21 protein-coding genes are annotated in these 20,081 nt (G+C 69.9%); 15 read left to right on the top strand and 6 right to left on the bottom strand.

Features of this window, described 5'->3' with window-relative positions; genetic code table 11:
- A partial coding sequence (locus tag MHZ35_RS16345; RefSeq protein WP_239436612.1) for a molybdopterin molybdotransferase MoeA occupies positions 1-1,212 on the bottom strand: 1,212 nt, incomplete at its 3' end.
- A 139-nt stretch (positions 1,213-1,351) separates the two neighbouring features.
- Between MHZ35_RS16345 and fdhD the strand changes: the two genes are divergently transcribed.
- From fdhD to MHZ35_RS16295, 10 genes are all read left to right on the top strand, one after another.
- A complete protein-coding gene (gene fdhD, locus MHZ35_RS16340; protein ID WP_446741064.1) occupies positions 1,352-2,158 on the top strand; it encodes a formate dehydrogenase accessory sulfurtransferase FdhD in 807 nt (268 codons plus the stop codon).
- Positions 2,155-2,688 carry a molybdenum cofactor guanylyltransferase gene (gene mobA / locus MHZ35_RS16335; protein WP_239436611.1) on the top strand — a complete coding sequence of 178 codons (534 nt, stop codon included), beginning with the start codon at positions 2,155-2,157 and terminating at the stop codon, positions 2,686-2,688. The genes fdhD and mobA overlap by 4 nt, the downstream gene beginning before the upstream one ends.
- An 82-nt stretch (positions 2,689-2,770) precedes the next feature.
- Positions 2,771-5,053, top strand: coding sequence for an FdhF/YdeP family oxidoreductase (locus MHZ35_RS16330; RefSeq protein ID WP_239436610.1), 2,283 nt, complete (start codon positions 2,771-2,773; stop codon positions 5,051-5,053).
- Between the two features lie 82 nt (positions 5,054-5,135).
- Entirely contained in the window at positions 5,136-5,606 is a 471-nt protein-coding gene (locus MHZ35_RS16325) for a c-type cytochrome (RefSeq protein ID WP_239436609.1), read from the top strand.
- Entirely contained in the window at positions 5,603-6,616 is a 1,014-nt protein-coding gene (gene coxB / locus MHZ35_RS16320; RefSeq protein WP_239436608.1) for a cytochrome c oxidase subunit II, read from the top strand. The genes MHZ35_RS16325 and coxB overlap by 4 nt, the downstream gene beginning before the upstream one ends.
- The gene (locus tag MHZ35_RS16315) at positions 6,613-8,517 is read left to right on the top strand and encodes a cbb3-type cytochrome c oxidase subunit I (RefSeq protein WP_239436607.1); all 1,905 of its coding nucleotides are present in this window, start codon (positions 6,613-6,615) and stop codon (positions 8,515-8,517) included. Before coxB ends, MHZ35_RS16315 begins: the two co-directional genes overlap by 4 nt.
- A complete protein-coding gene (locus MHZ35_RS16310; protein ID WP_239436606.1) occupies positions 8,514-9,131 on the top strand; it encodes a cytochrome c oxidase subunit 3 in 618 nt (205 codons plus the stop codon). Before MHZ35_RS16315 ends, MHZ35_RS16310 begins: the two co-directional genes overlap by 4 nt.
- A complete protein-coding gene (locus tag MHZ35_RS16305) occupies positions 9,128-9,466 on the top strand; it encodes a hypothetical protein (protein WP_239436605.1) in 339 nt (112 codons plus the stop codon). The genes MHZ35_RS16310 and MHZ35_RS16305 overlap by 4 nt, the downstream gene beginning before the upstream one ends.
- Complete coding sequence (locus tag MHZ35_RS16300; protein WP_239436604.1) at positions 9,454-10,368, top strand: cytochrome c oxidase assembly protein; 915 nt, start codon at positions 9,454-9,456, stop codon at positions 10,366-10,368. Before MHZ35_RS16305 ends, MHZ35_RS16300 begins: the two co-directional genes overlap by 13 nt.
- Positions 10,358-10,768, top strand: a complete 411-nt coding sequence (locus MHZ35_RS16295; RefSeq protein ID WP_239436603.1) for a c-type cytochrome — start codon at positions 10,358-10,360, stop codon at positions 10,766-10,768. The genes MHZ35_RS16300 and MHZ35_RS16295 overlap by 11 nt, the downstream gene beginning before the upstream one ends.
- Positions 10,769-10,824: 56 nt before the next feature.
- Here MHZ35_RS16295 and MHZ35_RS16290 read toward each other — a convergent pair whose 3' ends face one another.
- The gene (locus tag MHZ35_RS16290) at positions 10,825-11,781 is read right to left on the bottom strand and encodes a manganese catalase family protein (RefSeq protein ID WP_239436602.1); all 957 of its coding nucleotides are present in this window, start codon (positions 11,779-11,781) and stop codon (positions 10,825-10,827) included.
- Between the two features lie 163 nt (positions 11,782-11,944).
- Here MHZ35_RS16290 and MHZ35_RS16285 point away from each other — a divergent pair, with 163 nt between their 5' ends.
- From MHZ35_RS16285 to MHZ35_RS16270, 4 genes are all read left to right on the top strand, one after another.
- A complete protein-coding gene (locus tag MHZ35_RS16285) occupies positions 11,945-14,041 on the top strand; it encodes a phosphocholine-specific phospholipase C (RefSeq protein WP_239436601.1) in 2,097 nt (698 codons plus the stop codon).
- 82 nt (positions 14,042-14,123) lie between these two features.
- A complete protein-coding gene (epsC, locus tag MHZ35_RS16280) occupies positions 14,124-15,056 on the top strand; it encodes a serine O-acetyltransferase EpsC (RefSeq protein WP_239436600.1) in 933 nt (310 codons plus the stop codon).
- Positions 15,056-15,841, top strand: a complete 786-nt coding sequence (locus MHZ35_RS16275) for a gamma-glutamyl-gamma-aminobutyrate hydrolase family protein (protein WP_239436599.1) — start codon at positions 15,056-15,058, stop codon at positions 15,839-15,841. The genes epsC and MHZ35_RS16275 overlap by 1 nt, the downstream gene beginning before the upstream one ends.
- Before the next feature lie 95 nt (positions 15,842-15,936).
- Positions 15,937-17,154, top strand: a complete 1,218-nt coding sequence (locus MHZ35_RS16270; protein WP_239436598.1) for an SDR family oxidoreductase — start codon at positions 15,937-15,939, stop codon at positions 17,152-17,154.
- 181 nt (positions 17,155-17,335) lie between these two features.
- On the opposite strand, the gene MHZ35_RS16265 is transcribed toward MHZ35_RS16270, so the two are convergent.
- From MHZ35_RS16265 to MHZ35_RS16255, 3 genes are all read right to left on the bottom strand, one after another.
- Complete coding sequence (locus tag MHZ35_RS16265) at positions 17,336-17,707, bottom strand: hypothetical protein (protein WP_239436597.1); 372 nt, start codon at positions 17,705-17,707, stop codon at positions 17,336-17,338.
- Positions 17,708-17,711: 4 nt separating this feature from the next.
- Positions 17,712-18,209 carry a hypothetical protein gene (locus tag MHZ35_RS16260; protein WP_239436596.1) on the bottom strand — a complete coding sequence of 166 codons (498 nt, stop codon included), beginning with the start codon at positions 18,207-18,209 and terminating at the stop codon, positions 17,712-17,714.
- 259 nt (positions 18,210-18,468) lie between these two features.
- A complete protein-coding gene (locus MHZ35_RS16255) occupies positions 18,469-18,846 on the bottom strand; it encodes a hypothetical protein (protein ID WP_239436595.1) in 378 nt (125 codons plus the stop codon).
- Positions 18,847-19,028: 182 nt separating this feature from the next.
- On the opposite strand from MHZ35_RS16255, the gene MHZ35_RS16250 reads away from it, so the two are divergent.
- Positions 19,029-19,346, top strand: a complete 318-nt coding sequence (locus MHZ35_RS16250; protein ID WP_239436594.1) for a DUF6968 family protein — start codon at positions 19,029-19,031, stop codon at positions 19,344-19,346.
- 64 nt (positions 19,347-19,410) lie between these two features.
- Here MHZ35_RS16250 and MHZ35_RS16245 read toward each other — a convergent pair whose 3' ends face one another.
- Positions 19,411-19,614 (bottom strand): hypothetical protein, encoded by a 204-nt coding sequence (locus MHZ35_RS16245; protein ID WP_239436593.1) that lies wholly within the window; start codon positions 19,612-19,614, stop codon positions 19,411-19,413.
- Positions 19,615-20,081 lie beyond the last annotated feature (467 nt).

The following is a 20,081-nucleotide window of genomic DNA, read 5'->3' as shown; positions in this document are numbered from 1 at the left end:
GGATTGGCCGACCTGCTGGTGCGCCGGTGCCCCCGCCGCCCGCCGCACCAGCAGGTCGGCCAATCCCAGCATCGCCTCCGACGCCGCCGACTGGCGATCGAGGATGGTGACGCCTCCTGAGGTTCGCGCCGCGCACAGGAACGCCTCACGCGATCCGCCCGCCTCGGCCGGCGCCGCGAGCGGCAGCGGCTGCCAGTCGAGCCCGGCGGCAAAGCCCCGCCCTTCCAGCGCCGTCAGCAGCGGCACCAGGAACAGTCGTGCGACCGTCATCGCCGCGGTCGGATTGCCGGGCAGGCCCAGCACCTGCTTCGCCCCCACCCGGCCGTGCCACACGGGCTTGCCGGGCTTCATCGCCACGCCGGCGAAGTCCGTCTCCAGCCCCAGCGGCTTGAGACCGGCGCGGGCGAGGTCGCGCTCGCCGCGCGACGCGCCGCCCGCCATCACCAGAATGTCGCAGTCCGCCAGCGCCGCCTGCGCCGCGGCCGTGATCGCGCCGGCATCGTCGGGCACGCGGGTCGCGCCGCCGGGCTGGCCGCCCCATTGCCGCACCAGCAGCTGGAGGGCCTCCGAGAGGCTGTCGGGGAGCAGCCCGTTCCCAGCCGCCGCTTGGCCCGGGGGCACCAGCTCGTCGCCGCTTGCGATCACGTGCACGCGCGGGCGCCGCCACACGACCACCTCCGCCGCGTCCGCTGCGGCTGCTACCACCAGCGCGCGCGGGTCGAGGATGCGTCCGGCCGCCAGCACCGGGACGCCCGCGGCAAAGTCGGACGCGCGCGGGCGGACATGGCGCTTGTCCGGCAGTCGCTCCGGCAGCACCACGCACCCCTCCGCTTGCGCCAGCAACTCCACCGGCACCACCCGGTCGGTCCCGGCCGGCAGCGCCGCCCCGGTCGTCACCCGCACCGCCGCGCCCTCCGCCGTTCCGGTGAAGGGGGTGCCCGGATAGGCCGCTCCCGCCACCGCCAGGCGCCGCGTGCCGTTCGCCAGATCCGCCTCGCGCACCGCCACGCCGTCCATCGCCGCCGTGTCCCGGCGCGGCGAATCGAACGCGGCGACTACCGGCTCGGCCAGCACCCGCCGCCCGGCCTTGCGCAGCGGCACCCGCTCGGTGCCAAGCGGCACGGCCCCCGCCGCCAGCAGCGCCTGCGCGGCATCGAAGCTCAAATCGGCCGCGCAAGGGACCGGGGCGGACGACTCTTCTTCCAGCGGCATGCGCACTTCCTGCTTTGTCCTTGCGACGTCTGGCGCATCGCTCGGTACCCTGGCCAGCCCGAATTACGGTTATACCCGGCTTGTGCGCCCGGTGGTGCTCGTCCAACAGCATTCGATCCACCGCCCAAGGAAACGCCGCGTGACCCAGGAGCTTGCCGAAACCGGCCGTTCGGTCGTGGAGACCCTGGTCTGTGTCCGCGCCGACGGCAGCCGCGTGGCGGTCGAGCGCCCGGTCGCCCTGGAACGCCCGCTCGCGATCGAGTTCAACGGCCTCGGCTATGCGGTCGTGATGGCGACGCCTGCCGACCTCGCCGATTTCGCCACGGGCTTCGCGCTTTCCGAACGGCTGATCGGGCGGGCGGACGAAATCGTCGACATCGACTGCCACCCGGCCGACGCGGGCCTGGTGCTGCGCGTGACGCTCGCTCCGTCCCGGGCTGCGGCGGTCGTCGAGCGGGTGCGCCACCGCGTGTCCGAATCGAGCTGCGGCCTGTGCGGGATCGAGAATCTCGAACAGGCGATCCGGCCGCTCCGCCGCGTGCCCACCGCCCCCGCCCCGGCCGAAACCGCGATCTTCGCCGCGCTGGAGGCGTTGCGCGATCACCAGCCGCTCAATCGCGCGACCGGCGCGGTGCATGCCGCAGCGCTGGTCAGCGCGGTCGGCGCCGTGAGGCTCGTGCGGGAGGACGTCGGCCGCCACACCGCCTTCGACAAGCTGATCGGCGCAATGCTGCGCAAGGGGCTTCGCTGGGAGGGCGGCTTTGCGCTGCTGTCGTCGCGCTGCTCCTATGAGCTGGTTGAAAAGGCGGCGCTCGCCGACTGCCCCACGCTGGTGACGATCTCCGCGCCAACCAGCCTCGCCATTGCCCGCGCGCGCGACGCAGGGCTGCGGCTGATCGTGCTTGCCCGCTCCGACGCCATGCTGCTGCTGCCGGACACGCCGTGAGGATCCTGGGCGCCATCCTTGCCGGCGGCCAGGCGCGCCGGTTCGGCTCCAACAAGGCGCTGGCGACGCTCCGCGGTGAGCCGTTGATCGCCCATGCCGCCCGCGCGCTGGCCCCCCAGGTCACGGCAGTGGCGGTCTGCGGTGGCGAGCCGCTTCTCCCCGATCTGCCGCACCTGCCAGACCGGCCCGCCCCCGGCCTCGGCCCGCTCGGCGGCCTCGCCGCCGCGCTCGCCCATGCGCAGGTACAAGGTTTCGACGGGGTGGTGAGCGTCGGCTGCGACACGCCCCTGCTGCCGGACGATCTGGTCGCCCGGCTGCGGGCCCCCGGCGGCGCCAGCTTCCTCGACGCCATGCCGCTGATCGGCTGGTGGCCGAGCGCCCTCGCCCCCGCCCTCGACGCCTTTCTCGCCAGCGACCCGCGACGTTCGCTGCGCGGCTGGGGCGCGGCTGCGGGCGCCACCGTTCTTTCCCTTTCGCAGCCGATCCCCAACATCAACACGCCTGCGGACCTCGCCGAACTGGCCGGGTGATCGCGCTGCATCCTTTCCGGGTGCCGGGGCGTTGTGCCTTCTCAAAGGCACGTCCCGGCCGGGGCGGGGAGGAGCTGCGCCGATGGACGAGGAAAAGAAGGGCACCGTACATTATAAGGGTGCCGAAGGCGGCTGGGGCTCGGTCCGCGGCATCACCGAGACGTGGATGCGCGAGGTCGACCGTCCCGGTGCGCTGCGCACGCTGGAGCGGCAGAACAAGCCCGGCGGCTTCATGTGCGTATCCTGCGCCTGGACCAAGCCCGCACACCCCCACGGCTTTGAATTCTGCGAGAACGGGGCCAAGGCCACGCTCTGGGATCTCACCAGCCGGCGCTGCACGCCGCAGGTGCTCGCCCGCCACCGCGTCAGCGAGCTCAAGACCTGGCGCGACCATGATCTCGAGCAGCTCGGCCGCCTCACCCATCCGATGCGCTATGATGCGGCCACCGACAGCTATGTGCCGTGCAGCTGGCAGGAGGCGTTCGACGGCATCGGGCGCGAGCTTCGGGCGATCGACCCCGGCGCGGCCGTCTTCTACACCTCCGGCCGCGCCAGCCTGGAGACCGCCTATCTCTTCCAGCTGTTCGCCAGGCTCTATGGGCACAACAACCTGCCCGACAGCTCCAACATGTGCCACGAGACGACCTCGGTCGCGCTCAAGAAGCTGATCGGCGTGCCGGTGGGCACCAGCGTCCTGAGCGACTTCCACCATTGCGACGCCATCTTCTTCTTCGGCCAGAACACCGGCACCAACAGCCCGCGCATGCTCCACCCGCTCAAGGAAGCGGTCGAGCGCGGGGTGAAGATCGTGACCTTCAACCCGATCCGCGAGCGCGGGCTGGAGGTGTTCCGCGATCCGCAGAGCCCGGCCGAGATGCTGCACCTCAAGAAGCCGACGCTGATCTCGCACCAGTATCTGCAGGTGCGCGCCGGCGGCGACATCGCGGCGATCACCGGCCTCATCAAGCACATCCTCGCGGCCGAGGAGAAGCTCTGGGCCGAGGAGCAGCGCCACGTCCTCGACGTCGACTTCCTGGAACAGCACACCGACGGGTTCGAGGCGCTGAAGGCGCATGTCGCCGGCATGAGCTGGGAGGCGATCGAGGCCGAGTCCGGCCTGTCGCGCGCCGATCTGGAGGCGGCCGCCCAGGTCTATGTCGAGGCCAAGAACACCATCGTCATGTACGGCATGGGCCTCACCCAGCAGGTGCACGGCTTTGAAAACCTGGCGATGATCGTCAACCTGCTGCTGCTGAAGGGCAACATCGGCCGCGAGGGCACCGGCTGCTCGCCCGTCCGCGGCCATTCCAACGTCCAGGGCCAGCGCACCGTCGGCATCTCCGAAAAACCCGAGTTGGTGCCGCTGGACAAGCTCGCCGAGCTGTTCGGCTTCGATCCCCCGCGCGACAAGGGGATGAACACGGTCGAATCCTGCGAAAAGATCCTGAGCGGCGAGGTGAAGGCGTTCATCGGCCTGGGCGGCAACTTCGTCCGCGCCATTCCCGAGCGCGAGAAGATGGAGGAGGCGTGGACGCGCCTGCGCCTTACCGTCCAGATCGCGACCAAGCTCAACCGCAGCCACCTGATCAACGGCCAGGTCGCCTATCTGCTGCCCTGCCTCAGCCGCACCGAGGTCGACGAACAGGCGAGCGGGCCGCAGACGGTGACGATGGAGGACAGCCTCAGCTGCATCCATGGCTCGGTCGCGCACAACAAGCCGGCGAGCGAGCACCTGCTCTCCGAAATCGCGATCGTCGCCGGCATCGCCAAGGCGACGCTGCCTCCCAATCCCAAGGTGCAGTGGGACGAGTGGGTCGCCGACTATGGTCGCGTGCGCGACCTGATCGAGCAGACCTATCCCGACGAGTTCGCGCAATTCAACGAGCGCCTGTTCACGCCCGGCGGCTTCTACCGCGGCAATGCGGCGCGCGATCGCGTCTGGAAGACGGAGAGCGGCAAGGCCGAGTTCACCGTGCCGGATCACCTGTCGGCCGCGGGGTTCGAGGATGCGCCCGGCCGCTACCGGCTGATGACCCTGCGCTCCAACGACCAGTTCAACACCACCATCTACGGCTATTCGGACCGGCTGCGCGGGATCGAGGGCACCCGCGACGTGCTGCTGATGCATCCGGACGAGATCGCCGCGGCCGGGCTCGAGGAAGGCCAGGTCGTGGGGCTGCGGACCGATGCGGGGGACGGCGTGCATCGCGAGGTCGGGGGGCTCACCGTCACCCCGTTCCTGCTGCCGCGCGGCTGCGTCGCCTCTTATTATCCGGAAATGAACGTGCTGATCCCGCTCAGCCACCACGACCAGGAATCCAAGACGCCCGCGGCAAAGGCGGTGCCGGTGCGGATCGTCACCTGATCGCGTCGCCCTTCGGAAATCAACTTCCGGTCAAGCAACCTGTGTGCTTGACCGGTTCTTCCGGATTGGCAAGGCTCGTTTGGTGCCGGGCAACAGATCCTCGTCCTTCATCGTCTTGTGCGCCCTTGCCCTGGCCGGGTGCAGCGCGGAGTCGCGCACGGTCGGCGCCGATCTGCCGCAGACCGAACCCACGGGCGCGCAGGATCCGCGTGCGGCCCGCTACGAGCGCAACGCCTATCAGGTCGCGCAAGGGGGTCGCTATTTCACCTGGTACGGCTGCGGCAGCTGCCACGGCAGCGATGCCGCGGGCGCGCTGAACCTCAATGACAGGCTCTGGGCGCATGGCAGCGACCTCGACCAGGTCTATCGCTTCATCGCCCAGGGCCATGGCGACGCCCGCTACGGCGAGCGCATCCCCGTCGAGCAGCTCTGGCAGATCACCGCCTATGTCCGCACGCTTCCCCAGCTGAAGCCGGAGAAGCGCCGCCGCCAGGACGTCGACCAGGTCGGCGAGGCGCAAGGCGACAACTGGACCGGGCCGGTGCTGCCATGAGCCTGCGCAGGCTCGCGCTGCTGCCGCCGGTGCTGGCGCTCTCGGCGTGCGAGGGCGGCTTCCAGTCGCCGCTCGCCCCCGCGGGCGAGCAGGCGGCAAGCATCCATTCGCTGTTCTGGCTGATGATGGCGGTGTGCGGCTTCATGTACCTGCTGGTGCTGGCCGGGCTCGGCATCGGCCTGCTGCACGCGCGCCGCCGCCGGAGCGAGACGGGCGAACCCAGCATCAACCCGGCCGACCGCGGCCTCACCCGCGGGCTGGTCGCCTGGGCCGCGCTGATCGTCGTCGGCCTCACCGTCCTCATCACCGGCAGCTTCCTGGTCGAGCGCACCATCGCCGGCGCCCGCGCCCGCGACGCGCTGGAGGTCCGCGTCACCGGCCACCAATGGTGGTGGCGCATCCAATATCGCGATCCCGCCACCGGCGCCTGGATCGAGACCGCCAACGAACTCCACCTCCCGCTCGGGCAGACGACGCGCGTCGCGCTCGGCTCGTCCGACGTGATCCACAGCTTCTGGGTCCCCAACATCGCGCAGAAGCTCGATCTGATCCCCGGCCGCATCAACCGCGTCGACCTCACCCCCACCCGCGCCGGCTGGTTCCGCGGCCAGTGCGCCGAGTTCTGCGGCGTCCAGCACGCGCACATGGCGCTCGACGTGAAGGTCGACACACCAGAGGAATTCGCACGCTGGCTGGCGAGCCAGCGTCGCCCTGCGACGCCCCCCGCCGATCCGGCGGCCGCCCGCGGCCTCCAGCTCGTCACCCGCGGCCAGTGCGCCATGTGCCATGCGATCCGCGGTACCCAGGCGGTCGGCCGCGCCGGGCCGGACCTCACCCATTTCGGCGGCCGCCGCTCGGTCGCCGCCGGCACCCTCACCATGAGCCGCGGTGCCGTCCAGGGCTGGATCACCCAGCCGCAGGCGGTGAAGCCCGGCACGATGATGCCCCCCGTCGCCCTCTCGCCGGCCGACGCGGACGCGGTGTCGCGCTATCTGATGGACCTGAAATGAGCGACCCGCGCACCCCCGCCGTCGAACTCCGCACGCTGCACGTCTCCTGGGCCGACGCGCCCGGCATCTGGGGCTTCCTGACCACGGTCGATCACAAGCGGATCGCCGCGCGCTACATCCTCACGGTGGTGCTGCTGCTGTTCCTCGCCGGCATGCTCGCGCTCGACATGCGGCTCCAGCTCGCCATGCCCGACATGGAGCGGATGACGCCGCAGCTCTACAACGAGAGCTTCTCGCTCCACGGCTCGACCATGTTGTTCCTGGTGTCGGTGCCGGTGATGGAGGCGATGGCGATCTGGCTGGTGCCGCTGATGCTCGGCCAGCGCGCGCTCGCCTTCCCGCGGCTCGCGGCGTTCAGCTACTGGCTGTATCTCGGCGGCGTGCTGATGCTGTGGGTGCCGCACGCCTTCGGCATCACGCCCGATCTCGGCTGGTTCGAATATCCGCCGCTCTCCGGCCCCGCCTATTCGCCCGGCCACCGTGCCGACATCTGGGCGCAGATGATCACCTTTACCGAGGTCGCGGCGCTCGCCGCCTCGGTCAACATCGCCGCCACCGTGCTCAAGATGCGCCCGCCCGGCATGACGCTGGCGCGCATCCCGCTGTTCGTCTGGGCGATGTTCCTCGCCTCGCTGATGACGATCTTCGCGCTGCCGGCGGTGATGATGGTCACCAGCATGCTGATCGCCGACCGCCTCGTCTCGACCCAGTTCTTCGCGGCCGCAGCCGGCGGCGACCCGGTGCTGTTCCAGCACCTCTTCTGGTGGTTCGGCCATCCGGAGGTCTACATCATCTTCCTGCCCGCCGCGGGCTTCGTGTCGGTGATCGCCGAGACCTTCTCCCGCCGCACGCTGTTCGGCCATGCCGCGGTGGTGCTGTCGATGCTCGCCATCGCCGCGCTCGCCTTTGGCCTGTGGGTCCACCACATGTTCGCGGTCGGGCTGCCGCGGCTCGGAAACGACTTCTACACCGCCGCCAGCATGGCCGTGGCGCTTCCCGCCGGCGTTCAGATCTTCTGCTGGATCGCGACGCTGGCAACCGGCCGCCCCCGCTTCGACACGCCGCTCCTGTGGGTGCTCGCCTTCATCGTCACCTTCGTGATCGGCGGCCTGTCGGGCGTGATGACCGCCTCCGCCCCGCTCGACCAGCAGGTGACCGACACCTATTTCGTCGTCGCCCACTTCCACTATGTGCTCGTCGGCGGCGCCATGTTCCCGCTCTTCGGCGCCTTCACCTATTGGTATCCCAAGGCGACCGGGCGGATGATGTCGGAAACCTTGGGCAAGATCAGCTTCTGGCTGATCGTCGGCGGCTTCAACCTCGGCTTCTTCCCGATGCACATCCTGGGGCTCCAGGGGATGCCGCGCCGCATCTATACCTATAGCGAGGGCATGGGCTGGGGCCCGCTCAACATGGTCGCCTCGATCGGGTCGGCGATCGCGGTCGCGGGCGGCGTGCTGTTCGTCGCTAATGCCGCGTGGAGCTACTTCCGCGGCAGGGCGGCGGGCCCGAACCCCTGGGGCGGCGCCACCCTCGAATGGGCCGCACCCTCGCCCCCGCCCCAGCATAATTTCGATGCCACGCCCGTGGTCGACAGCCTCACGCCCTTGTGGACGCAGAAGCAGGCGCTCGCCGTCATGACCGGCCTAGCCGTCGATCGCCGCGAAGTGCTCGTGACATCGGTCGTGGAAGCGACGCCGGAATACCGCCAGAAAAGCCCGCCGCCCTCGATCGCGCCGCTGCTCGCCGCGATCGCCGTCACCATCCTGTTCGTGGGCAGCATCTTCACCCCATGGGCGCTGGTTTGGGGCGCGGTGCCGGTGGCGATCGGGCTCACCCTCTGGTTCTGGCCGCAGCGCGAGCGCTCGACCACCGGGCCGCTTCGGGCGCGCAACCGATGAGCGACGCCGTGCCCACCCGCGTCGTCGGCGACCTCTCCGACCTGCCCGAGACCGCATCGGGTTCGAGCCACCTCATCTGGTGGGGCAACATCGGCTTCATGGCGATCGAGGGCACCGCCTTCGCGCTCGCCGCCGGCGCCTATCTCTACCTCATGAGCCAGACGGCCGGCTGGCCGCCCGACGGCGTCCGCCCGCCCGACCTGCTGTGGCCGGCGGTGCTGACGCTCGGCCTGTTCCTGAGCGAAATCCCCAACCTCTGGGTCCGCCGCTGCGCCAAGGCGAAGAACGAGCGCGGCGTCCGCATCGGCACGCTTGCCATGACCGTCATCGGCCTCCTGCTGCTGATCCCGCGCGGGATCGAGTTCGGGCACCTCAACGTCACCTGGTACGACAATGCCTATGGCTCGCTGACCTGGATGCTGCTGGTGCTGCACACCAGCCACCTCATCACCGACATCGGCGACACCGCCGTCCAGTGCGTGTGGCTCTACACCCATGAGGTCGGCGACGATCAGTTCGCCGATGTCGAGGACAACGCCAATTACTGGACCTTCGTGGTGCTGACCTGGATCCCGGTCGGCGCGCTCGTCTATCTGGCGCCGAGGTTCGGGTGAGCGAGTCCCTCTCCCGCGCGGGACGCGTGCGCCCCTGGGCGGCGCTGCTGCTGCCGCCCGTCGCCTGGTACGTCTTCGAACTGGGTCTCGGCAGCGTGCTCAAGGTCGATTGCGCCCCCGTCGGCGCCTGGCTCGGCCTCGCCTGGGGTCTCGCCAGCCTTGCGGTGTGCGGCCTCGCCATGGCGATCGCCTGGCCCTGTGCGCGGCCTGCGGGCGACCAGACGCCGCCCCGCGCCTGGCTGTCGCGCGTCGCGCTGCTGCTTGCCGGCATCTTCGCGCTCGCCATCGCCTTCCAGACGCTGGCCGTGCTGATCGTCCCGCCATGCGTCAGCTGATCCGCCTCGCCCCGCTGCTGGCGCTCGCGGTGCCCACCGCCGCCCTCGCGCACGGCGGCCACGATCATGGCGAGCCGCCCGGCTGGACCTGGGACCCGTGGATCACCGTGCCCCTGCTGCTCTCCGCCCTCCTGTTCGGGCTCGGCTGGCGCCGCCTCTACGCGCGCTCGGCGGGCGGCCGCCCCCGGCTCAAGCGACGCCCGTGGCTCTTCGCCGCCGGCTGGCTGACGCTCGCGGGCGCGCTGGTGTCGCCGCTCCACGAAGCGGGCGAGCGCTCCTTCACCGCCCACATGATCGAGCACGAGCTGCTGATGCTGCTCGCCGCTCCCCTGGTCGTGCTGGCCGAGCCGCTGTCGGCGATGCTCTGGGCCTTCCCCGCCGCCGCCCGCCGTACCCTCGGCCGCATCAGCGCCAGCCGGGCGGTGTCGGTCCCCTTCACCTGGGCCACCGGCGCCGTCGTCGCGACGCTCCTCCAGGCGGCGGTGCTGTGGATCTGGCACATGCCGTCGCTGTTCGACGTGGCGCTGGCGAGCGAGGGCTGGCACGCCACCCAGCACCTCTGCTTCATCGTCAGCGCGCTGCTGTTCTGGACGGCGATGCTCGGCCGGCGCGGTGCCGGGGCAAGCGCGCTCGGCGACCGTGCGCTCGCCGCCTTCTGTCTGCTCGTCACCTCGTTCGTGACGGGGGCACTGGGGGCGCTGATGGCCTTCTCCGACTCCCCCTGGTACGCGGGCTATGCACGCCTCGCGCTCGCACCCTTCGGCATGACCCCGGCGGAGGACCAGCAGGTCGCCGGCCTCGTCATGTGGGTGCCCGGAGGCCTCGTCCACCTCGTCGCCGCGCTCGCGCTGTTCCGCACGCTGCTCGTGCCGTCGCCGCAAAGGACCGCCGATGCCGTCTGAGCTGCGCTTCGTGCTGATCCTCACCGGCATCGCCACGATCGCGGGCGCCGCCTCCGTGTTCGGCATCTACTACCAGGATGGGGCGCAGACCCGCACCCAGGCGGAGGCGATGACCGGCGGCGATGCCACGGCCGGAAAGGCCGCGATCGGCCGCTACAACTGCGGCGCCTGCCACCGCATCCCCGGCATCGCCGGCGCCACGGGCACCACCGGCCCGGCCCTCAACGGCATCGCTCTGCGCGCCGAGATCGCCGGCGTCCTGGTCAACGATCCGAAGAACCTCACCCGCTGGCTGCGCCAGCCGCAGCAGGTGCTTCCCGGCAACGGCATGCCGGATCAGGGCGTCACCGAGCGCGACGCCCGCGACATGGCCGCCTATCTCTACACGCTGAAGCGCTAGCTGCCCCAGCAGAACAAGGGCCGGCGCTTCCGTTGCGGGAGCGCCGGCCCTGTTCGTCACTTCGCGACGGTGGCCTCTGCCATCGCCGGCGCCGACTGGATGTCGGGAGCACCGCCCATGTCGCCGTTCTTGGTGCGGCCGGCGCCCGGGCCCGCGCCTAGGTCCGCCCCGGTGGTCGGGTCGGCGGTCGGATCGGATGCGGTCCGCTCCACCATCTTGGCCGCGACCTTCTGGTCCTTGGCGGGAAGCTTGACGGTCGCCGTGCCGTCGCCCTCGTCGGCCGGCATCACCTGCTGCAGGTCGTCGACGCGGTCCCATTCGTCGCCCGCGTTCCACGGGCCCGTGGTGTCCCCCTCGCCCTGCGAGGTGTTGACGTACATGCTGGCGTATTTCTCCACACCCGGCAGCTTGCCCGACGGGAAGTTGTTCTCGATCGCATAGAGCGCCTTCTCGAACGACTTCTGGTGCGCCACCTCGCGGGTCATCAGGAAGCCCAGCGCGTCCTTGATGCCGGGATCGTCGGTGATGTTGATCAGCCGCTCATAGACGATCTTGGCGCGCGCCTCGGCCGCGATGTTGGAGCGCAGGTCGACGGTCGGCTCGCCGCGCGAGTCCACATAGGCCGCCGTCCAGGGCACGCCCGCGCTGTCGCACAGCGCCGGGGCGCCGCCGAACAGGATCGATTCCTTGGCGCTGGTGCCGGTCTGCCCCACCATCTGGTAGAGCTCGGCCTCTTTCATCGTGCCCTCAGCCAGCTGCGCCTTCAGGCCCTTGTTGAGCATGGTGACGATCGACCCGATCACCTCCAGGTGGCTCAGCTCCTCCGTCGCGATGTCGAGCAGCATGTCCTTGCGGCCGGGATCGTCCTCGCCCAGGCCCTGCGTGAAATAGCGCATCGCCGCGGCCAACTCGCCGTCGGCGCCGCCGAACTGCTCCATGATCATGGTGGCGAGCCGCGGATTGGGCTCCGAAACGCGCACGGTATATTGCAACCGCTTGTTATGCATGAACATTGCCGGGCTCCTGCTGTATCGTTCTGGTCCATCCCAAGCGCATCAGCCACGCACCCGTTCCTGTTGAAAGTGACTCGCACCAATTGCCGCGGGAGCATGCGCTGACCGGCTCCGCGGGCGGGAGCGGCTTGAGCCTTTGCGCGGTCGCTGCCACGGGGACGGGATGACCGAACTGCACCGCCGCACCCTTCTGAAGGCAGGCCTTGGCGCCGCCGCGCTCGCCGTTCCGGATTCAATCGCGCGCGCGCTGGCGATCCCGGCGGACGTGCGCACCGGCACGCTGCGCGACGTCGAGCACGTCGTGATCCTGATGCAGGAGAACCGCGGCTTCGATCATTATTTCGGGACGCTGCGCGGCGTCCGCGGCTTCGGCGATCGCCTGCCGATCCCGCTCGCGCCCGGTTCAGACGGCGCCGCCCGCACCGTCTGGCAGCAGCTCGACCGCACCGCCAAGGAGGGGCCGCGCACCGTCTCCCCCTTCCATCTCTCGACCCGCACCCACTGGGCGCTGATGCGCATGGAGGGCACGCCCCATAGCTGGCCGGACGCGCAGCGCGCCTGGGATCACGGCCGCATGGCGCACTGGCCGGAGGTGAAGACCGAGCGCGCGATGGGCCACTATCGGCGCGACGACATTCCCTTCCAGTTCGCGCTCGCCGATGCCTTCACCGTCTGCGACGCCTATCATTGCTCGCTGCAGACCGGCACCAACACCAACCGGCTGTTCCTGTGGACCGGCACCAACGACCCCGAGGGTCAAGCCGGCGGCCCCGCCATCGCCAACTCGCACGACAGCTTCGCCGAGGATGGCGGCTGGGCCGAGCCTTATCGCTGGACCAGCTATGTCGAGCGCCTCCAGGCGGCCGGGGTCGACTGGCGAATCTACCAGGACATGGCCGACAATTTCACCGACAACCCCCTGGTCGGATTCGAGGCCTTCCGCGCCGCCCATAAGGGTGCATCCGGTGCCGATCCGGCGCTTCGCGATCGTGCGCTCACCACCCGCGCGCTCGACGGCCTGCGCGCCGACGTGCTCGCCGGCCGCCTGCCGCAGGTGTCCTACGTGATCGCCACCGCCGCCGGCTCCGAGCATCCCGGCCCGTCCAGCCCCGCCCAGGGCGCCGCCTACACCGCCGAGCTGCTCGACGTGCTCACCGCCGATCCAAAGGTCTGGGCCCGTACCGTGCTGCTCGTCATGTTCGACGAAAACGACGGCTTCTTCGACCATGTCCCGCCGCCCGCCCCGCCGTCCCCCGATCCGGCGGCGCCCGGCGGCCTCGCCGGGGCCTCCACCGTCAGCACGACGGGCGAATATCACCGCGTCCCGACCGCCGCCGATGCCTCGGTCGACCTGCCGGAGCTGCGCGGCCGCCCCTATGGCCTGGGCCCCCGCGTCCCCTTCTACGCCATCTCCCCCTGGAGCCGCGGCGGCTGGGTCAACTCGCAGGTGTTCGACCACACCTCCGTGATCCGCTTCCTGGAGCAGCGCTTCGGCGTCGCCGAGCCCAACATCTCGCCCTGGCGCCGCGCCGTGTGTGGCGACCTCACCTCCGTGTTCGACTTCGCCAGCCCGAACCGCGGCTTGCCCAAAGGCATCCCCGATCCGCGCCCCGACGCCAGCCGCAGCGCGGCGATCCAGGGCCAGGTCGCGCCCCGCGCCCCCGCCGCCCCTCAGCCGCTGGTGCAGGAGCCGGGCGTCCGCCCCTCGCGTCCGCTCCCCTACCATCTCTCCGTCACCGAGGCGCCGGACGAGGACGGCATCCGCCTCACCTTCCACGCAGGCGCGAACCGCGCCGGCGTCGCCGCCGTCTTCCACGTCTACGACCGGCTCGCGCTCGATCGCCTGCCCCGCCGCTACACGGTGGAGGCGGGCGGGCAGCTCACCGGCCATTGGGCGGGCGCGGGCGCGGACGGCGCCTACGACCTGTGGGTGCTCGGCCCCAACGGCTTCCACCGCCACTTCGCCGGCCGCGCCGCCGATCGCGCGCTTGCCCGGCGCATCGCCTGGCACCTCGATCCGGCGCGCGCGACGCTCGCCCTCGCCGCCCGTCCCGGCGCGGCCGCATGGCAGGTCGCGGCCAACGCCTATGCCGACCACCACCGCTCCTGGCGCGGCACCGGCACCCCGCCGCCCTGGAGCCTCGCGCCCACCGGCGGCTGGTACGACCTCACCCTCACCAGCCCGGCCGCCCCCGGCTTTCTTCGCCGCATCGCCGGCCGGCTCGAGACCGGCCGCCCCTCCACCTCCGACCCCGCCTGATCCACGGCTTCGCCCCGGCAAAGCATTTCTTTGAATTCCTATTCTGTCGATGGGGTATGTTCCTCCACATCGGAGGTAGGCCATGTCGCGCACGCTGATCGAGACCGTCGCCGCCCTGCGCGTCGCCCGCGCGGCGTGGCGGCAGCGCCAGGACGAATCGCGCGACGTGGAGAGCTTCCCCGCCCGCGACGCCGTCGCCCGCATCGTCGCGACGCTGGCGACCGCCCTTTATCCCCGCCGCCTGGGCGGCTTCCGCGGCACCGCGGAGGCGGAGGACAGCTTCGTCGCCGAGCGCCTGGCCCTGGCCCTCGCCGACCTGAAGCGTGAGGTCGCCGCCGAACTCGGCTATTGGCAGGAGGAGGCGCGCGACAGCTTCGATCCCGACCAGACCGGCATGATCGTCCGCCTGTTCGCCGCCACGCTCGCGGAGGTCCGCCAGCTGGTCGACAGCGACGTGGACGCCGCGTTTCTCGGCGATCCGGCGGCGCGCAGCGTGGACGAGATCCTGCTCTGCTATCCGGGCGCCCTCGCCAGCCTGCACCACCGCATCGCCCACCAGCTCCACCAGCTCGGCGCGCCCATCGTCGCCCGGCTGATCTCGGAGCTCGCCAACGCCCGCACCGGGATCGACATCCACCCGGGCGCGACGATCGGCAGCGGCTTCTTCATCGACCACGGCACCGGCGTAGTGATCGGGGAGACCGCCATCGTCGGCGATCGCGTGCGGCTCTACCAGCATGTGACGCTGGGCGCGCGCAGTGCGCCCGGCGACACCCGCGACGGCGGCCGCCCCCGCCACGATCGCCACCCGATCGTCGAGGACGACGTGGTCATCTATGCCGGCGCGACCATCCTCGGCCGCGTCACCATCGGCGCCCGCTCCACCATCGGCGGCAACGTCTGGCTGCTCGACGACGTGCCCCCCGACAGCGTCGTGGTCCAGCCGGAGGCGCGGCGGCTCGATCGAACCGCCGGGGCGACGCTGCGCGACGTGCTGGTGGAGACGGCGGACTGATGCGCTTCCGCCCCGCCCTTCCCGAAGCCGCGCCGGCCCGCCCCGTCGTGGGCGTGCTCTGCTGCAACGAAGTGGTGGATCGCCCGGTGCAGGTCGTCGCCACCCGCTTCGTCCGCCCGCTCACCCAGCTGGTCGAGGCGACCGTGCTGCTCGTCCCCGCCGTCGCCGATGCGGCCGACATCGCCGGGGTGGCGGCCGCGCTCGACGGCCTGCTCCTCACCGGCTCGCGCTCGCACGTCGCGCCGGAACGCTATGGCGCCGCCCCCGCCCCCCGCCCGGCCGCGCACGATCCCGAACGCGACGAAGTCGCCCTGGCGCTCTCCGCCCGCATGATCGAGGGCGGCAAGCCCGTGTTCGGCATCTGCCGCGGCATGCAGGAGTTGAACGTGCTGTTCGGCGGCACCCTGTGCGAGCAGCCCGCCGACGCCGGCCACCACCGCGGCGACTGGGACGAAGGCTATGACGCGCTGTTCGACCACCACCACGCCATTCGCCTGGCCGACCAGGGCCGCCTCGCCCGCGCCACCGGCTGCTCGCGGCTGCGGGTGAACTCCGTCCATCAGCAGGGCGTCGACCGCCTGGGCTCCGGCCTCACGGTCGAGGCGCGAGCGGAAGGGGACGATCTGGTCGAGGCAATCTGGGCGCGCCCGTGCGGCGCCGACGTGCTCGCCGTCCAGTGGCACCCCGAATGGGACGCGGACCATGCTCCGGCCAGCCGCGCCTTCTTCGCGCTGGTGGCAGAGGCGCTGCGCACCTCCGCCCACGCCCAGCGCCGCGCCGCCTGACCCCTTCGCCCCGGCCAGGGAACCCCCGCCGCCGCCTGCCGTTCGTGAAGCACCCCGTGCAGCGCGCGACCCCTCAGGCAGCGAAGGCCAGGAACATGGCGGTAAAGCTCAAATCCCTTTCCGAACAAGTCATGGTGATCCTCGGCGCGTCGAGCGGCATCGGCCGCGAGACCGCGCGCCGGGCTGCGGCCGCAGGCGCCACCCTCGTCGTCGCCGCTCGCGGCCAGGCCGGCCTCGCCTCGCTGGTGGAGGAAATCACCCAGGCCGGCGGCAAGGCCGTGGCGGTCGTCTGCGACGTCACCGACGAGGCGCAGGTCCGCCAGCTGGCACGCGATGCCGTCGCCCGCTTCGGCCGGATCGACAGCTGGGTGAACGTCGCCGGCGTCTCGGTCTACGCCGGGTTCGAGGACACCACGCCCGAGGAGTTCCGCCGCATCCTGGAGGTGAACTTCATGGGCTATGTCCACGGCGCCCAGGCGGCCCTGCCGTACCTGCGCGAGCAGGGCGGCGCGCTGATCGTGATCTCCTCGGTCGAAAGCATCGTCTCGCTGCCGCTGCACAGCGCCTATGCCGCGTCCAAGCACGCAATCGAGGGCGCCTTCGACGCGCTGCGCCGCGAGCTGATGGCAGAGGGCGCGCCGGTGTCGGTGACCAGCATCAAGCCGGCGACGATCAACACCCCCTTCTTCACCAACTCCCGCAGCAAGCTCGATGTCGTGCCCAAGGGGCCGCCCCCCTTCTACGATCCGGGCGTCGTCGCCGACTGCGTTCTCTACGCGGCCGAACATCCCGTGCGCGACCTGTTCGCCGGCGGCGCCGGCCGCAGCATGGCGATCAACCAGGTGACGGCCCCCGGCGTGATGGACACCCTGCTGGCGAAGTTCGGCATCCCCGGCTCGCGCACCGAGCGCCCTGCCCCCGCCGGCCAGCCCGGCAACCTCTACGCACCCGATGGCGACGACCGCGCGCGCGGCGACTTCACCGGCCGCACCCATCCCAGCCTCTACACCTGGCTGGCGCTCCGCCCCGTGGCGCGCACCCTCGCACTCGGCGCGCTCGTCACCGGCGCCGTCGTGGCGAGCCGCGCCCGCCGCGCGCGCCATCGCACGCCCGACACGACGGCCCCGGACGCTCTGGTCGGCAGCGCCGCCTTCGCCCGGCCCGAGGACCAGGACGCCTCCCGCGGCAGTTCCCAGCCGGTCCGCCCCGCCGGCCCCGAATCCATGCGCGACCCGACCGCACGCCCGTGGACGCGCGTCGACGAAGCCTCCGACGAATCCTTCCCCGCCAGCGATCCGCCTGCGACCTACTGATCGCGGTCCTCAGCCCCAACGGACGAGGTCCGGCCCACGCAGGCCGGCATCGCATTGCGTGTGCTCGACCGAGCGGGCGGGGCGGCATGGATCGCCCGCCGTGCCCCGTCCGACGTGCCCAACCCTTTCGAACTAGGTCGTAGGCTCGGGAACGCTGACGGTCGGGAGCACCCACAACCGATCAATCGCTGAGCCACACTACCCGATAGGCACCGTCCGACCACAGAACGGCTGCCTGCGACGACTCTGGGGTGCCGAACTCAAGCGTGTCCCCCACAACGCTGATCGACCACGGATCGCACGGAAGATGGTCTGAACCCAATTCCTTTGCGCATGCGGTTGCATACGTGCCCGGCCGCAGCTTGCTGAGATACAGTGACGAGCCGTCGTCCCGCCCAGTATAGACGATCGTCTCACCCTTATGGCCGCTGATGACCACCTGGAGCTTGCCGCCGGCTGAGCGTAGAAACGCCTGGTCGGATACGCCATCGCGATCGAAATCGCCCGTCACGACTGTCGCTGCAGCGGCCATGAGAAGCATCGTCAGCACCATCTGCTCACCTTTCCTTGCGCTTCCCGTCGCAGCCGATCAGGTCGAAAAACTGCCCGGACTCGCCGACGCGCTGGTCTGGCGCCACCCGGTACCAGGTCGCCTGGCGCAGATCAGGGATGAGAAGATGTGCCGGCGCCGGTGCTCCGCGCACGATGGCGTCGCGCCGGATAGCATAGTCGGCTTCGGCAGCGATCAGAACCAGATCGCCCAGCGGGCGATCGGCCGAACTGTCCGGACCGGGCGGCCGCCAGTTCGCAGCGGAGACAACCCCGGTGGATGCGAGAAAGTGCCCGCCTGCAGTGCCGCCTTCCCAGACGAGCCACCATTGGTCGGCCACCGGCGCTCCGAACGACAACTTCAACGCTAGGCCGGACCTCCAATCCGGTCCTGCATCCACTGATTGGAAGCGGGCTACGATATCACTGCCGCGTTGCTGATAAACCGCATCCTCGATCAAGCATCCGGTTCCGGCAACGGCAGCCAACGCAGCGAAGAGGAGCATGATAAACCTCGATTCGTCGCGATAGTAGCACAGCTGGTCGCCCGAGCAAGTTTTTGCCCCGCTTCGAGAGAGGACTATCCCGACACCTGAACTGCGCGTGCCGGCGTAGCCACCGCTCCTGGAGAAAAGCCGTTTTTCAGAGGCAGAGGCTCAAAGCTCCCTACCTCCCTCCCAGCCTCGGTCGGACGAATGTGGACGTCGGGACCGGACCGGCAGCAAACGCCCAGATGCCGACGTTGCCGTGGTGGGAGAGGGCCTCCTAGCCGCTGCGTATCGCGCCAAGCCACGCTCTCCTAGTTGTGGCGATCACGAACAGCATGAAGGCGAACTGGCTCAACGTGATTGGATGTGACGCACGCATCAGGAACTCACCTTCAGGTGCGAAGTAAGCGATCGTAGCAAGGTTGTGGATGACGTTGGTGATGATAAGAACAATTGTCGCGACGATCCCGACTCTAGGCCTGATGAAAAGAATGACGGCCACCAACGGGTCGAGAAACGTCAGGCCTGTCTGATATGCCGCACTGATCGAGTTCAGGCCACCATAGTCCCAGCAAAGGCCGTGCTGAACCAACAGGCGAGCGTGGTTAAGCCCCGCGGTCAGCAGGCACGCAGCCCAGATCCCAAGAATGATCATGCTTGCGCGCCTCATGTAGGGAGCGTGCAACATGCGACCGCAACTGGAAAGCAGCGATGTCCGCTTCCCACCACTTGTCGTCATTGCTCTGGCCGAAAGCGAGCGCCAGAAGCGGACCGGCAGAAAACGCCTACTAGCGGACGCATGCGAGCGCGTTTAGGCCATCAAGCGGGAGGTGTCGCATGACCGACAACGTGATTGCCCGACGAGTTTACGAGATCGACGGACAGCAGGCGGAATGTCGATTTTACAGACCAGTGGAAGACGCCGGAAGTTTCTTCTGCCAAGTTCAAATCAACTGGCCCGAGGGCATGAAGAACAAGCGCGCTGGTGGCGTGGATGAGGTTCAAGCACTTCTGCTTGGAATGATGTTAGCCCACACGGACTTGCTTGCAGCTAGAAATATAGATTGCCGAACGATTGAGTGGCTCGATGACCAAAGCCTCGGGCTTCCGGTGACGCCAAGCATTCGAGACTGGGACCCGGACAATCACATGTGACGACCACGAACGACCGCTTTCCACCCAAACTCGGACGTTCAGCGCCCGATCCGGGGGCGGTTGTTCATGGGTTCACACAAGAAGGCGCGGGAGCAGTTTCGGTCGGCAACTGCTCAGCATCCTGGCGTGGATCATAGGCGACCACCCATTTGGGATAGCCGTCCGGGGTCATGACGATGTCGGGGTGCCCGACGGGATCGTCGCCGGTCTCGATCCATCCGGCGCCGTGACAATAGTCGCAGACGGCACGCTTGCACCGGAAGCTCACCAGATCGATCTCGGTGTTCCACTGGCCGTGGCCCCGGCAGATCGGACACTTGACATCCAGGGGGCCGTTTCTCGGCTGGAGCGGGACGATGTCGAACGCGTGGGGGCTGTCGGGTCCTTCGCATTGCACGACGTTGCTGGCGTGGGCGATCGTTTTTCTCCTCAGCAGCGCCCAACGATCCTGCCCCCGCGCGGTTGCGCGGGGACACGCTCCCTCGCCGCCGTTCCGGCCGAAGGCTAAGTCTTAGCCTCATCAGACCGCCCCTCGGGAAACGCCCAACGTCGGCCGTTCGAGCTGACGTGACCCCAGTCTTTCATCCAGCTGCGACCAGAGACCGACCGGTGTTTGACGGTCCCCCGGTTTCTCATCCGGGCGTGATGCGAGCTTCCGGCTTGCATCCGCCGGGGTTAACCCCGGCGGATGCAGCATATTCAGCTGGCGTCAGCCAGCCAAGAGCCGTGTGAGGA

This window comes from Sphingomonas sp. ACRSK (assembly GCF_022346685.1).
GTDB lineage: Bacteria > Pseudomonadota > Alphaproteobacteria > Sphingomonadales > Sphingomonadaceae > Sphingomonas > Sphingomonas molluscorum.
The sequence above is the reverse complement of the archived record's forward strand: the minus strand, read 5'-3'. Positions and strand labels throughout refer to the sequence as shown.

Coding starts and splice junctions, on each gene's coding strand:
- MHZ35_RS16260 (WP_239436596.1), bottom strand. CDS start 18,209: ATGCTCCTCTTCGCTGCGTTGGCTGCCGTTGCCGGAACCGGATGCTTG.
- MHZ35_RS16265 (WP_239436597.1), bottom strand. CDS start 17,707: ATGGTGCTGACGATGCTTCTCATGGCCGCTGCAGCGACAGTCGTGACG.
- MHZ35_RS16290 (WP_239436602.1), bottom strand. CDS start 11,781: ATGTTCATGCATAACAAGCGGTTGCAATATACCGTGCGCGTTTCGGAG.
- MHZ35_RS16330 (WP_239436610.1), top strand. CDS start 2,771: ATGGACGAGGAAAAGAAGGGCACCGTACATTATAAGGGTGCCGAAGGC.
- MHZ35_RS16300 (WP_239436604.1), top strand. CDS start 9,454: ATGCGTCAGCTGATCCGCCTCGCCCCGCTGCTGGCGCTCGCGGTGCCC.
- coxB (WP_239436608.1), top strand. CDS start 5,603: ATGAGCCTGCGCAGGCTCGCGCTGCTGCCGCCGGTGCTGGCGCTCTCG.
- MHZ35_RS16275 (WP_239436599.1), top strand. CDS start 15,056: ATGCGCTTCCGCCCCGCCCTTCCCGAAGCCGCGCCGGCCCGCCCCGTC.
- MHZ35_RS16255 (WP_239436595.1), bottom strand. CDS start 18,846: ATGATCATTCTTGGGATCTGGGCTGCGTGCCTGCTGACCGCGGGGCTT.
- MHZ35_RS16310 (WP_239436606.1), top strand. CDS start 8,514: ATGAGCGACGCCGTGCCCACCCGCGTCGTCGGCGACCTCTCCGACCTG.
- MHZ35_RS16285 (WP_239436601.1), top strand. CDS start 11,945: ATGACCGAACTGCACCGCCGCACCCTTCTGAAGGCAGGCCTTGGCGCC.
- MHZ35_RS16295 (WP_239436603.1), top strand. CDS start 10,358: ATGCCGTCTGAGCTGCGCTTCGTGCTGATCCTCACCGGCATCGCCACG.
- MHZ35_RS16270 (WP_239436598.1), top strand. CDS start 15,937: ATGGCGGTAAAGCTCAAATCCCTTTCCGAACAAGTCATGGTGATCCTC.
- MHZ35_RS16315 (WP_239436607.1), top strand. CDS start 6,613: ATGAGCGACCCGCGCACCCCCGCCGTCGAACTCCGCACGCTGCACGTC.
- MHZ35_RS16250 (WP_239436594.1), top strand. CDS start 19,029: ATGACCGACAACGTGATTGCCCGACGAGTTTACGAGATCGACGGACAG.
- epsC (WP_239436600.1), top strand. CDS start 14,124: ATGTCGCGCACGCTGATCGAGACCGTCGCCGCCCTGCGCGTCGCCCGC.